At 75.5% G+C, this 14,067-nt stretch carries 3 protein-coding genes; 1 reads left to right on the top strand and 2 read right to left on the bottom strand.

The window, feature by feature from the left end; genetic code table 11:
* Positions 1-94 precede the first annotated feature (94 nt).
* Positions 95-1,330 (top strand): HTTM domain-containing protein, encoded by a 1,236-nt coding sequence (locus E4198_RS12465; protein ID WP_247597913.1) that lies wholly within the window; start codon positions 95-97, stop codon positions 1,328-1,330.
* Between the two features lie 130 nt (positions 1,331-1,460).
* Here the strand turns inward: E4198_RS12465 and E4198_RS12460 are convergent, their stop codons facing one another.
* Both E4198_RS12460 and E4198_RS12455 read right to left on the bottom strand, forming a co-directional pair.
* Positions 1,461-12,593, bottom strand: coding sequence for a non-ribosomal peptide synthetase/type I polyketide synthase (locus tag E4198_RS12460; RefSeq protein WP_136183212.1), 11,133 nt, complete (start codon positions 12,591-12,593; stop codon positions 1,461-1,463).
* Positions 12,553-13,938, bottom strand: coding sequence for an MFS transporter (locus E4198_RS12455; protein WP_136183211.1), 1,386 nt, complete (start codon positions 13,936-13,938; stop codon positions 12,553-12,555). Before E4198_RS12455 ends, E4198_RS12460 begins: the two co-directional genes overlap by 41 nt.
* Between the last annotated feature and the right edge of the window lie 129 nt (positions 13,939-14,067).

Genomic DNA, 14,067 nt, shown 5'->3' with positions numbered 1-14,067 from the left:
CGCCGGCCCCGCTGCGGCCCCCGTCACCCCCGGCGCCCCCGAAGACGGACCGCACCCGTGGAAGACCCGCGGCGAACTCGCCGTCGAGCGCGGCCTGGCAAAGATCACCGGCCGCGCCCTCGGCCCGTACCAGAGCGCCGTGGTGCGCATCGGCTTCGCCGCCACCTGGCTCTTCTTCCTGCTGCGCGAGTATCCGCACCGCCACGAGCTGTACGGCCCGGGCAGCCCGTGGGGGTTCGACCTGGCGGAGCGCCTGGTCGCCTCCAACGACGCCTTCACCGTCCTGCTGTGGACGGACAGCACGCTCTGGTTCGAGAGCGTCTACGCGCTCGCCGTCCTGGCGAGCGCGGCCCTCGCCCTCGGCTGGCACACCCGCGCCTCGTCGGTCCTCTTCATGATCGGCGTGCTGTCGCTGCAGAACCGCAGCGTCTTCATGGGCGACGGCGGCGACAACATCATCCACCTGATGGCGATCTACCTGGTGCTGACCCGGTGCGGGCAGGTCTGGTCGCTGGACGCCCGCCGTGCCGCACGGGCACGGGAGCGGGACGAGCCGGGCGACGCCGGCGGCATCGTGCTCTGGGTGCTCTCCGGCCTCGCCCTCTTCGCCGTGGCCCTCGGTCCGGGCCTCACCACCGGCTGGGCGACGGTCCTCGGCGGCCTGTGGACGGTGTACGGCGCCTGGTGGGCGGTGTGCCGCTACGCCCCCGGCGAACCGCGCACAATCCTGGACGTCGTCGCCAACCTCGTCCACAACGGCGCCCTGTTCGTCATCATGGCCGAGGTCTGCCTGGTGTACGCCACGGCGGGCTGGTACAAGATCCAGGGCTCCCGCTGGCAGGACGGCACCGCGGTCTACTACCCGCTGCAGCTCGACTACTTCGCGCCCTGGCCCGCGCTGAACGACGTGTTCGCCGCCTCCGGCCTCGGCATCATGGCCATGACGTACATCACGGTGCTGGTGCAGGTCGCCTTCCCCTTCACGCTCTTCCACCGCAAGGTCAAGAACGTGCTGCTCGCGGTCATGATCGGGGAACACCTGAGCATCGCGGTGCTGCTGGGGCTGCCGTTCTTCTCCATGGCGATGATCGCGGCGGACATGGTCTTCCTGCCCACCGCGCTGCTGGCGTGGTGCGGCGCCCGCGGCTCCGCCGTCCGCGCGCGCCTCGGACGGCGCCCTGCCGGGACGGCACGGCCGGACGGCGCTTCCGACGACCCGGCTGACGATCCCGCGGACGACCCGGCCGGCGACGGTTCCGCACCGCGGGGCACCGACGCCTCCGGCGGCCCGGCATCCGCCACCGGGAGCCCGGACCGCGCCCTGCGCTGACGATCCGCGCCCGCCGTGGGCCCGCCACGCCGGGCACGGGCTTGCCGGGGGCCCGACCGGGCTGGAGGGCCCACGCCGGCCCGGCCGCCGCGCCCCGTTGGGTCCCCGTCGGGTCCCGGTCGGGTGCCGGTCAGGTCCCGAGCGCGTCCGGAGCCGTGTGCGGGGCCCGGACGGCGGCCGCCAGCATCGCGGTGAACCGTTCGCCCCACGCGGCGACGGTCGAGGCGTGGAAGAGGTCGGTCGAGTACTCCAGGACCACCTCGATCCTCCCCTCTCCCGGAACCAGCACCACGTACAGCTCGTTGCGGGCCACGCCGCGCGTCGGCAGGCTGCGGACCGTCGCCGACGTGCCAGGCAGGTGCAGCCGGGGCGGCGCCGTGGTGACCACCGTGAACAGCACGGTGGGGAATAGGCGTTCCGCGGTCTCGGGCTCCACCAGCCGCACCACCTCGGTCAGCGGCAGCTCCTGCTTGTCGAGCACGCTGAAGAGGGTCGCGCCGACCTGCGCCGCGAGGTCCGCGAACGTGGCCGCGTCCGCCACCCGGGCACGCAGCAGTACCGCGTCCCCCACCAGCCCGACGACCTCGTCGTACGCCTCCCGGGTCCGGTTCGCGCTCGACGCGGCGAGCACCACGTCGCCCCGGTGGACGCAGACCTCGCCCAGCCAGAGCGCGAAGGCCGAGGCGAGCACCGCGTACGGCGTGGAACCCGCGCCCGCCGCGCACTTCTCCACCAGACCCGGCAGTTCGCCGTCGATCACGAACCGGTGCAGGGCGCCACGCCCGGACAGCAGGGCCGGACGCACCCCGTCGCAGGGCAGCCGCGGCACCAGCGCGGCGACGCCGTCGAGTTCGGAGCGCCAGAACTCCTCCAGCGCGCGCCTGCGTTCCTCGGGCAGCCGCTGCTCCGCGCGGGCCACATCGGTGAACTGCACTTTCGGCGCGGCGAGTTGCTGCCCCGATCCGGAACGTGAGGCGTCGTACAGGCACTCCAGCTCCCGCCAGAGGACGCCCAGGGACCAGCCGTCGCAGACCGCGTGATGCAGCACGGTCAGCAGTACCCACCGCTGCGGCCCGACGCGCCCGAGCCGGAAGCGGAACAGCGGGGCCCGGTCCAGCGCGAACGGCCGGGAGGCGTGGTTCAGGCACCAGTCCGTCCAGCCGTCCTCGTCGTCGGCTGCCAAGGGCGGTTCGTCCACCGGCACCTCCACCGGCACGTCGGCCAGCACCTCGACCACGTGCTCCCCGTCCCGTACCGCGAGCCGGCTGCGCAGCGCGTCGTGCCGCCGGACGAGGTCCCGCAGGGCGCCGCGCAAGCTCGGCACGTCCACGTCGCCGCGGAGGTCGATGCGGTGCGCGACGTGGTAGACGGAGCCGTCGGCCCGGTCGTGGTGCCGCCGCCACAGCCGGCGGAGTGTGGACGTCAGGGGCACGCTCGCCGTCACGCCCGTGCTGACCGGCTCGTCGGAGTGGCGGGGCTCGTGCGGCTCGCCCGCCCCGCCCCGGTCCGCCGCCTGCCGTGTCCCGGCCGCGACGCCGCGCAGGGTCGGCCGGTGGAAGAAGTCCGCCATGCTCAGCTGGACGCCCGCCTCCTCGCGCATGCGGTTCAGCAGGCGTATGGCACTCAGTGAGTGACCGCCCAGTTCGAAGAACGACCGTGTCACCGGCACCCGTTCCCGCCCGAGCACCTCGGCCCACACCCGGTGCAGGGTCCGCTCCGCGTCCGTGGCCGGCAGGTCGGCGGGGTCGCCGGCCGGCGGCGCCGGAACGGGATCGGGCAGCCGGGACCGGTCGAGCTTGCCCGAGGCCGCCACCGGCAGCCGCTCCACCGCGACCCAGTGCGCAGGCAGCAGGTGCTCCGGCAGTTCCCCGGCGAGCGCGGCGCGCAGCGCCGTCGTGTCCCGCCCGCCGCCCGCCGGGACGACGTACGCGACGAGTTCCGCCTCGCCGCGGTCGTCGCGGCGGGCCACGACGGCCGCGTCGAGGACGCCCGGCGCCGCGTTCAGCGCGTGCTGCACCTCGGCGGGTTCGACCCGGTGACCGCGGATCTTGACCTGTTCGTCGACCCGGCCGCGGTATTCGAGGGTGCCGTCGCAGCGCCACCGGGCCAGGTCTCCCGTCCGGTACGCGGTGCCTCCCCCGCCGTCGGGCGGGAAGGCGGCGGCGGTCTCGTCGGGCAGGCCGAGGTAGCCGTGCGCCACCGGCACGCCGCCGATGTGGATCTCGCCGACGGCTCCGGGCGGCACCTCACGCCCGTCCGGGTCCAGCAGCCGGATGCGCACGCCCGGCAGGGGGCGGCCGATCGGCGGCCGGTCGCCCGCTGCGGGGTCCACCCGCTGCGAGGTGACGATGACGGAAGCCTCCGTCGGACCGTACTGGTTGTACAGCGTGCAGCCGGGGTGGGCGGTCAGGAACCGGTGGAACGCGGGAGCGAGGTGGAGCGGTTCCCCTGCGGAGAAGACCTCCCGCAGGGACGGCACGTCCGGTGCCGCGTCCAGGAGGTACTTCAGCGGCGTGTAGGGCATGAAAAGCCGCTGCACCTCGTGGCGGCGCACGGTGGCGGCCAGTTCGGCGGGATCGCGGCGCTCCTCCTCGCCGACCAGGACCAGGGCCGCCCCGGCGGCCAGCGTGGTGAAGATCTCCTGCACGCTCACGTCGAAGGTCGGCGAGGTCCACTGCAGCGTACGCAGCGGCCGATGGGCCGCAAGGTGCGTGCGGACGAGATGGGCGGGCCCACGGTGCGGGACGACCACGCCCTTCGGGCGGCCCGTGGAACCCGAGGTGTGGAGGAGGTAGGCCGGGTCCTCCGGCCGCACCGCCGGAGACGCCGCGTCGCCGTCGCTGTCGCCGCCGGCCGCGTCGGACGCGGGTGCGCCGGCGGCGGCCGCGCCGGACGCCTCCACCCCACCGGACGGGGTCTCGTCCGCCGTGTCCGCCCGGTCGACGAGATGGACGGATTCGGCGGCGAGAGACGGGTGCCGCCGGCGCAGCTCCCCGGTCGTGACCAGCAGCACCGGGCTGCCGTCCTCGTACAACCGGGCCAGCCGCGGGCCGGGCGCGGACGGTTCGAGCGGCAGGTACGCGGCGCCGCTCTTGAGGACCGCGAGGATCGACACGATCAGCTCCGGACCGCGGGGCAGCAGCAGCGCGACGCGTGCGCCGCGGCGGGCTCCCCTCGCCCGCAGGTCCCGGGCGAGGCGGTCGGCGCGCGCGTCGAGTTCGCGGTAGGAGAGCGTCTCCCCGCCGCCGATGAGGGCGACGGCGTCCGGGCAGGCGCGGGCCCGCTCCTCCACCAGGCCGTGCAGGGTGTCCCCGCCGGGGGCGTCCACGGGGGTGGGCGCCCGGTGGTGACCGCCCAGTTCGGCGAGCCGCGCGCGATCCTCGTCGGTCGGGGCGGTGAGCGCCGGCAGGGTCGCGGCGGGGTCGTCGAGCGCACGGCGCAGCACCTGCTCCACGTAGTCCACGAAACGGTCCACGGTGCCCCGGTCGTACAGGTCGGTGTCGTACTCCACCATCACGCGCAGACCGTCCGCATGACGGGTGAGGTAGACGCTGAGGTCGAACGGGGCGCGTTCGCTCGGCATGTCCAGCAGCGTGCTGTGCAGTCGCGGCGGGTCGAACGCGACCCGGCCCTCCTCCTCGTACTCCACGAGCACCTGGAACAGCGGATTGCGGCCCGGGTCGCGCCGGGGCGCCAGCGCGGCGACGAGTTCGTCGAAGGGCACCTCGCGGTGCTCGTACGCCGCGGTGCTGGTCTCCCGCACGCGGTGCAGCAGACCGGCGAAGTCAGGGTCGCCGTCGAGCCGTACGCGCAGGGCGACCGTGTCGAGGAACAGGCCCACCTGGTCCTCCGCCTCCGGCGGTCGGGAGGCGACGGCCGTGCCCAGGACGACGTCGTCCCGTCCTCCGAAACGGCCGAGGACGGCGGCGACGGCCGCGGTGAGCGCCATGAAAAGCGTCGCACGGTGCCCAGCGGCCAGGCGCTGGAGACCACCGACGAGTTCCGCGTCCAGATGGTGGGTGAGGCTCGCTCCCGCACCTGTCCTGGCCGCCGGGCGGGGCCGGTCGGAGGGCAGCGTCGAGTCCGGGGCGTCGCGCAGCGCCGTGCGCCAGAACTCCAGGGCGGCGGCGGACGCTTCGGGCCCCGGCGCTGCGGGGGGTGCGGCGGGAAGGGGCGCCGGTGGCGGTGGCGTCCCGCCCACCCGTGCGCGGTAGCAGGCCGCGACGTCCCGCAGCAGGGCCGCGGTGGAGGAGGAGTCGAAGACGAGGTGGTGCGCCAGCAGGAAGAGCAGATGCCGCTCGTCCGACAGGCGCAGCAGCCGTGCCGAGACCAGAGGGCCTTCGGCGAGGTCGAAGATGCGCCGCCCGTCGGTGTCCAGCACGTCGCGCAGGGCCTCCTCCTCCGTCGCGCCGGCGCGGTCCGTCACCGGGCAGTCCAGGGGGAGGGAGGGCAGCGTCCGGCGGTGCGGGACGCCGTCGGTGCTGCGGAAGACCGTGCGCAGCGCGGGATGCCGGTCCGCGCACTGCCGCAGCGCCCACTGGAGTGCGGGAACGTCGAGCGCGCCGTCGAAGCGGACGGCCTTCGGCTCGTGGTACATGCTGGTGCCCGGATGCAGTTGCTCGAGGAACCAGATCCGCCGCTGCGCCGGTGACAGCGGCTCCCGCGTCGCGTCGGCCGGCGCGTGCGCCGCCGTCGGCCCCTGTCCGGGTGTCCGTTCCGGCTTCCGCGCGGGTGTCCGATCCGGTGGGGGCCCGGTCGCCCCGGCGGGCCGTGACACCGTGCGGCGGAGCCGGTCCAGCGCGGGCAGCGCGTCCAGCACCTGCGGGGCCGGGACGCCGAAGTCGACGAAGCAGGCGATCTCGTTCGCGCCCGCGGCCACCAGCCGCCGTACGGTCTCCTCGGCCGTCGCCTCGTCGCCGATCAGGGCACGCGACGCGCAGTAGCGCTCGTAGGCCCGCCCGAGCAGGAACTCGACGTCCTCGTCGTCCGCCCGCTCCAGGTCGATGTCGACGCCGAGGCTGTTGGTGACCTGGTCGAAGAGGGACAGCGACGAGCGCAGGTAGGAGACGAACGGCCGGTATGCCTCCGCGCGCGCGGTCTCCGCGTCCTCGCCGAGGTAGGTGTGCACGAGGACCACGATCCGTCCCGCCTCCGGGTCCAGGCCGTGCTCGGCGCGGGTGCGGCGGTACAGCGCGATGTTCTCCGCGAGTTGCTCGACCGTCTGCGTCATCAGGTTCGTGACGACGCCCAGCCCCTCGGCGGCGGCCCGCCGGTAGCTGTCGGGGTTCCCCACCACGGCCACGTAGAGGGGTGGCTGTTCCTGGACGGGCCGCGGGTGCAGGCGGACGTCGGCCTCGCGGCCGTCCCCGCCGGTGACCGTCAGCGTGTCGCCCGCCCAGAGGCTCCGCACGGTCTCCAGCTGCTCGTACATCAGCTCGCGGTGGCGGCCGTAGTTGTCCGGGGCGAGGGCGAAGTCCGTGGCGCGCCAGCCGCTCGCGAAGCACAGCCCCACCCGGCCGCCGGAGATGTTGTCGACGACCGACCACTCCTCGGCGACCCGTACGGGGTGGTGCAGCGGCAGCACCACGGAACCGGCGTGCAGCCGGATCCGCCGGGTGCGGGCCGCCAGGGCGGCGGCGAGGACGGAGGGGTTGGGGAACAGCCCGCCGAAGGACTCGAAGTGGCGTTCCGGGAACCACAGGGCGTGGAAGCCGTGCCGGTCCGCGAACTCGGCGGCGGACAGGAGGAGTCCGTACTTGTCCGGGGCGTCGTCGTCGGGGTAGTCGCCGAAGAAGTACAGGCTGACGTCGCAGGCCCCGGCGGGCGTGCCCGCGTCCTCGACCGCGTCGGGAGCGGACGAGGGCGGGCCGGCGGCGCCGGGGTGCTGTGGCGCCTTCGGGAGGGCTTCCTTCGCCGCGGGACGTGCGGGTGCCTCTGCGGGCGCGGGCGCGGGCGCGGGCGTGGGTGCCGGCGCGGGCGGCGCGTCGGCGCGGTCGCGGCGGCCCAGGACGTCGAGCTGGGCCGCGAGAACGCCGGAGACCTGGTCCACGAGGCTTTCGGCGAGCTGGAGTTGACGGTCGAAGAGGGCGGTGAGCCCGGCCTCGTCCCCGGTGTGCCCGGTGTGCCCGGTGGGCGGGTCGGCCGCATCCGGTGCATCAGGTGCGGGTGGTGCGGCGGACGGCGGTGCGTCCGCAGCCGGCGCGGCCGGTGGCGCGGTATCGGCGTCGCCCAGCAGCGCCGCGACCCGGGCGGCGAGCCGGCGCGGGGTGTCGACATCGGAGAACACCTCCCGCACCGGGACCCGTACGCCGAAGCGGCGTTCGATGTCGGTCGCGAGGCCGATCAGGACGAGGGAGTCCGCACCGAGGTCGAAGAACGAGCGGTCGGGCCCGGTGTCCGACAGTTCCACGCCGAGCTTGCCCGCCGCCAACTCCCGTATCGACTCCAGCACGTCGCCCGCCACCGGCTCCGTACCGGCGGCGGGCCCGGTGCACGCACCGCTGGACGGCTCCGGCGCGGCGGCGGGTCGCGCCGGGGCAGGCGCCGGGGCCGGAACGGCGGGGCTCGCTGCTGCGATCCGGCGCCGCCGGAGCGGATGGCCCGGCAGCGGAATCCGGCCGCCGCCGCGCACGACGGCGTGCCAGTCGGGCTCGGCACCGCCCCGGTAGAGGCGCCCCAGGCTCTCCAGCGCTCCGGAGACCTGATCGGCACCCTCCCCCTGCGCGCCCAGCCACCGGGAGGCGGGCAGGCAGTGCCGGCCCAGCCCGCTGAGGACGGCGCCGGGACCCGATTCGAGAAAGTCCGCGACGCCGTGGGCGTCCGCAGCCGCCATGATCAGGTCGAAGCGCACCGGCAGCCGGGCCTGGCGGCACAGGTATCCGGCGTCGGGCACCCAGCCCGGGAGCCGCACCCGGCCGTCCGTGCCCGTGACGAACGGGGTGTGCAGCGGCCCGAACGGCACCCGCTCGGCGTGCGACCGGAATTCCTCGACGGCACCGTCGACGGCGGCCGAGTGGAACGCCCGGTCCACCGGCAGCGTGCGCCAGGACAGCCCGTCGTCGTCCAGCGTGCGCCCCGCCTCGGCCAGTGCGCCGGGCGGGCCCGACAGCACGTGCGAGCGCGGCCCGTTGCAGGCGGCCACCTCCACGCCGGCGAGCCGGGCGACGCGTTCCGCCTGCTCGGCGTCCATCCGGGCGGCGATCATCCCGCCGGCGGGGCAGGACCGCTGCATAAGTCTGCCCCGCCACGCCGTGAGCCGCAGACCGTCCTCCAGAGCGAGGGCGCCGCCCGCGCTGAGCGCGGCGTACTCGCCGACGCTGTGCCCGAGCAGCAGCGCCGGGCCAGCGCCCCACGTCCGCCAGAGCCCGGCGAGGGCCGTCTGATGCGCGAACAGGGCGGGTTGGGCGGTCTCGGTGTCCCAGGCGGTGACCCCGCTCCCGCTGCCGTCGGGGTCGCCGAGGAGCAGCGGCAGCAGCCGGCCGGAGAATTCGTCGGCGAACACCTCCGCGCACCGGTCCAGCACCCGGGCGTACGCCGGGAACGCCGCGTACAGGTCCCGCCCGGCGCCCGGCCCGGCACTGCCCTGGCCGGGGAAGGCGAAGGCGAGCGGTCCCGCCGCGGCGGGCGGTTCGGCGCGCGCGGCCGACTGTTCCAGGGCTTCGGCCAGCTCCCCGGCCGTACGGCCCACGACGGCGGCGCGCGCGGCCCGGTGCGGCCGTCCGAGGGCCAGGGTGGCGGCCACGTCGGCGGCTGCCGGGGCGGGTTCGCGCCGCAGCTCTCCGGCAAGCCTGCCGGTCAGCTCGGCGAGTGCCTGCGGGTCGTCTGCCGAGACCGGGACGAGCACCGGGAACGCCGGTTCCGCGGCGGCGGGCCGCGCGGGCGCCTCCTCCAGCACCACGTGCGCGTTCGTGCCGCCGACGCCCAGCGCGCTGACCCCGGCGCGCAGCGGCCCGCCGTCCGGCGTCCGCCAGGGACGCAGTTCGGTGCCCAGGACGAGAGGGCCGCCCGTCAGGTCCAGGTCGGGGTGCGGGCGGTCCACGTTCAGTGTCGGCACCAGAGTGCGGTGGCGCAGCATCAGCACCGTCTTGATCAGGCCCGCCATGCCGGCGCAGCTGTCGAGGTGCCCGATGGCCGGCTTCACCGAGCCGAGGGTGCAGAATCCGGTCCGGTCCGTGTCCTCTCCGAGTGCACGGGCCAGCGCCTCGAACTCCACCGGGTCGCCGAGTGGGGTGCCGGTGCCGTGGGCCTCGACGTAGGAGACCGACGTGGCGGGGACGTTCGCGGTGCGCAGCGCCCGGCGGATGACCTCCGTCTGTCCCGGCACGCCCGGTGCGCTGAATCCCGCCTTGGCCGCGCCGTCGTTGTTGACCGCGGAGCCGAGAATCACCGCGTGCACGGTGTCGCCGTCCTCAAGCGCCCGGTCCAGGCGCTTGAGGAGTACCGCGGCGACGCCGTTGCCGCCCACGGTGCCGTCGGCGCCCGCCGCGAAGGCCCGGCAGGTGCCCGTCGGCGACAGGATCGATTCGGGATGGCTGCGGTAGCCGGTCTCCTGCGGGGTGTGTACGGCCGCGGCGCCCGCGAGTGCCAGGTCCGCGTCGTCGTTGAGCAGCGCCTGCACAGCGAGGTGGACGGCGACCAGGGAGGTCGAGCAGGCCGTCTGGACGCCGATCGCCGGCCCGGTCAGGCCCAGCCGGTACGCGACCCGGGTGGCCAGGAAGTCGGGTTCCCGGCCGATGGTGGCCCGCATCCCGGACGGCGGGTCGACGGGTTCGGTTCCCTGCCCGCCGGGCCCGGCCTGCTGGTGGCCGTAGAGGTGCATCCCGGAACCGGCGAAGACGCCGGTCCGCGTTCCGTCGCCGTTCGCGGTGTGGCCGGCGCTCTCCAGGGCCTCGTGGCAGCACTCCAGGAACAGCCGGTGCCCGGGGTGGGTCAGCTCCGCCTCCGCGGGGCTCATCCGGAAGAACTCGGGGTCGAACGCGTCCGCTCCGTCCAGCACGCCCGCCACGGGTACGTGCAGCGGGTCGCGGATCTGCTGCGGCGACAGGCCGGCCTCCGCGAGCTCTTCGGGGCTCAGGACGCGCAGCGCGCTGCGCCCCTCGCGCAGCCCGGCCCAGAACGCCTCGACGGAGGACGCGCCGGGGAAGCGGGCGGCCATGCCGACGACCGCGATCCTGCGGTCGTCGGACCTGCCGTCCACCGCGGGGGCGGACGTCCCGTGCGAGGCCCGATGCGGCGTCCCGTGCGAGGCCGCCTGCGACGTCACGTCCGATGCCCCGCGCACCGCGGAGTCCGACGCCTCGGTGTCCCGGGCCAGGTGGGCGGCGAGTTCACCTGCGGTGGGGTGCTCGAAGAGCGCGACCTGGCGCAGCCTCCGCCCGAGCCGTTCCTCCAGGCGGGTGCGCACCCGCACCAGCTGCACGGATTCCAGACCGAGTTCGTAGAACGGGACGTCGGCCGGGGCCTCGCGGCCCAGCTCGGCGGCGATCTCCCGCTGCACCAGGCGCAGCAGGTCCCCGCCGCCACGGGACGGCTGCGGGCCCTGCGGCTCCGGGCGGAGCGGGGCGGTCTCCGGCCGGTCCCGCAGTGCGCTCCGGCGCACCTTGCCCGCCGGGGTGCGCGGGAACTCCTCGGGAGGAACGGGAACGACGTGGGAGGCGGTCAGCCGCAGCGCGGCGAACAGGGTCCGCCGGATCTCCCGCACGAGGCGCGCGTCCTCGGCCGGTCCGCGAGCGCAGAAGAACACCGCCAGTGACTCGGTGCCGCGGTCCGGGTCCGGCACGCCGCACGCCGCCACGTCGCCGGACCGCAGCCCCGGCACGGCCGCCAGGGTCTCCTCCACCTCGTGGCAGTGAACGTTGTGGCCGTTGAGGACCATCACGTCCTTGTGCCGGCCGGTGACGACGACCTGCCCTCCGGCGAGGAAGGCCAGGTCGCCGGTGTCCAGCCACTCCCGTCCGGCGGGGTACAGGGCCGTGTCCGCCTCCGGGGCGCGGACGTAGCCCGGGGTGAGCCGGGCCGCGGACCTCACCTGGAGCCGCCCGACGCGGCGTTCGGGCAGCGGCTCCCCCGCGTCGTCCAGCACCCGCAGGGCGGTGCCGTGTGCGGGCGGTCCGCAGGCGACGAAGGTGACGCGGTCGGCTTCCGGCGTCGTGTCGTCGGCGGTGGACAGCTCGCCGCCGAGGCTGCTCCGCAGCAGCCGGTGGACGGTGCCGGGCCGGTCGAGCCGGCCGTAGGCCACGGCAGTCACCGTCTCGGCCATGCCCCAGGCGGGCACGAGGTGGTGCTCGCGCACTCCGGAGGGGGCCGTGGCATCCAGGAAGCGGCGCAGCACCGGCAGGGACACGTGCTCGCCGCCGCACACCAGGGTCCGTAGCCGGTGCAGGTCCCAGCGGGAGTCCGGCCGCGTACGGAGTGCCTCGGCGACCATCTGGTACGCGAAGGTGGGCGCCCAGCTGTGGTGGGCGCGGTGGGCGTCGAGCAGGTCCAGCCAGCGGAGGGGTTCGGCCAGCACCCGCTCGGTCGGCGCGTGCACGTTGGTGCTGCCGGTGAAGACGGGCAGCACGTGGTAGAGCAGGAACGCCCCGCTGTGGTCCGGGGGCAGCCAGTTGACGGTGGTGTGCTCGGGGCGGACGTCCAGGATGCGCCGGGAGGAGGCCGCGAAGTCCGCCAGCCCGCCGTGGGTGAGCTGCGCGGCCTTCGGCGTGCCGGTGCTGCCCGAGGAGAGCATGAGCAGCGCGACCTCGCCGTCCTCCTCCGGGTCGGCGAGGTCATCGGCGGGTTCGTGGTGCGGCATTTCGCCGACCGGGACCACGCGCGACCGCGGGACGGCGTGGGCGATCCCGGGCCCGGCGTCGGCGTCGCAGAGCACGAGGGGGGCGTCCAGCAGGGCGGCCGTGTGCCGCAGCCGCTGCAGCGCGGCCGACTCCGGCTCGGCGGGTTCCGCGATGCTCACCGGCCGCGCGCCGCCGAGCACCGCCGCCCAGAAGGCGGGGAAGAAGTCCTCCAGCGCCAGCCCGCACAGCACCAGGACGTCCCCGGCGCGCAGGCCGTGGGCGCGCAGGCCGGTCAGCATCCGGCGTGCCCGGTCGAGGAGTTGCGGGTAGGGGAGTTCCACGGTCGTGCCGTCCCGTCCGACGGTGACCACGCCCGCGTCGGGGAACGCGTCCGCGGCGCGCAGCAGCGCCTGCACCGCGTTCCGCGGGTCGTCCTCGGTGAACTCCGGCTCAGGCCCCCGGTAAAGGGCCGGTCCGGGTACGCGCTCCATGCGGGTTCTCTCCTTCGTCGCCCGGGCCGGTGGCCGGGCGCGTGGCGGAATCGGTGGGGGTGCACGCGGGGGCGGTGGGCGGGACGGTGGGGGTCGCGGGCTCGGGGGAGGTGGGGGCGGCCGCCCGTACGGAGGTCCGGAACAGCAGCAGGGCCAGACCGCCGCACGCGGCCACCGCGTGGAACGCACCGACGACGACCCACACCGGCAGCGCCTCCAGCGCGGCCGCGGCGGCCACCGCGCCGAGGGTGAACCCGGCGGTCTCCGCCACCGCCGAGGCGCCGAAGAGCCTGCTCCGCAGGCGGTCCGGCGCCGCCTGCAGCCGGGAGGTGTAGACGATCTCGGTGTAGCCGTCGGCGAGACCGGCGCCGAGGGCCACCAGCATCAGGGCGATGCCGGGCAGCCCGGTGAAGGCCGCGACGAAGAAGAGCGACATCGCGACCGTGCCGCTCGCGAACCCGCGCTCGTCCCCGGCCGGACCACGCCGTTCCCTACGGCGCTTGACCACCTGGTGCGCGACCAGGGTGCCGAGCGCCCAGGCGGACCAGAACTGCGTCATGAGCAGGGCCGGTTGCGACGGTGCCGTCTGCTGCGCGAGCACCGGCAGGGCGACGTTGTGCGAGGCGGAGGAGAGCGCGTCCGCGCCGCGCAGCGCGACCATGGCCAGGACGACCGCGGGGACCGCCGCCAGCGCGCGCCACCTCGTCGTGGCGCCCGTGGCCGCGTCCTTCGGTGCGTCCGCGTCCGCCGCGCCGCCCCGCGTGTCCGCTGCGGTGTCGGGGTCCGCCTCGTCGGTGCGCGGGCGCAGGGTCACCAGGGCCGCAGCGGACACGGCGAAGCTCGCCGCGTTCACGGCGAAGGCCGCGGTGTAGCCCCCCAGGGCGATGACCGGCGTCGCGGAGGCGAAGCCCAGGACCGTGGCGAACGAACGCAGCGTCACCAGCAGGCCGTTCGCCTCGCGCCGCCGGTCCTGCCCCACCATCACCGGCACGGCGCTGCGCAGCGCGACGGTGAACAGCGTGTGCCCGGCACCCAGCACCACGACGGCGCCGGCGAGCAGCAGGAGAGGAGTGCGACCGGCGCTCAGCGCGAGCACCGTCATCGCAGCCGCCTGCGCCACGTCGGTGCCGATCATCAGCGCACGGCGGCCGGTCCGGTCGGAGATCCGGCCCGCGGCCAGCCCCGCGACGAAGCCGGAGGAGAGCCGTACGGCCATGACCACGCCGACCCCGAGGGCGCCCCCGGCGACCTCGTAGGCGAAGAGGCTCAAAGCGATCAGGTTGAGGTAGTTGCCGTACGCCGAGACGGCGTGGGCGCACAGCAGCGCACGGAACCGGCGGTCCACGCCTGCCACTTCACCCCCCGGAGAACCCGTCCGACGCCGACAGTCTGCCCACCGGGAACCTGAGCCACAAGCATCGCGCAGCGTCACCTCCCGCGCGGGGCGGCGCCGGACGACATTCCGGCCGCGCAC

This window comes from Streptomyces sp. RKND-216 (genome assembly GCF_004795255.1).
In the GTDB taxonomy this organism is placed as follows: domain Bacteria; phylum Actinomycetota; class Actinomycetes; order Streptomycetales; family Streptomycetaceae; genus Streptomyces; species Streptomyces hazeniae.
This window is presented reverse-complemented; position numbering and strand designations above follow the sequence as displayed.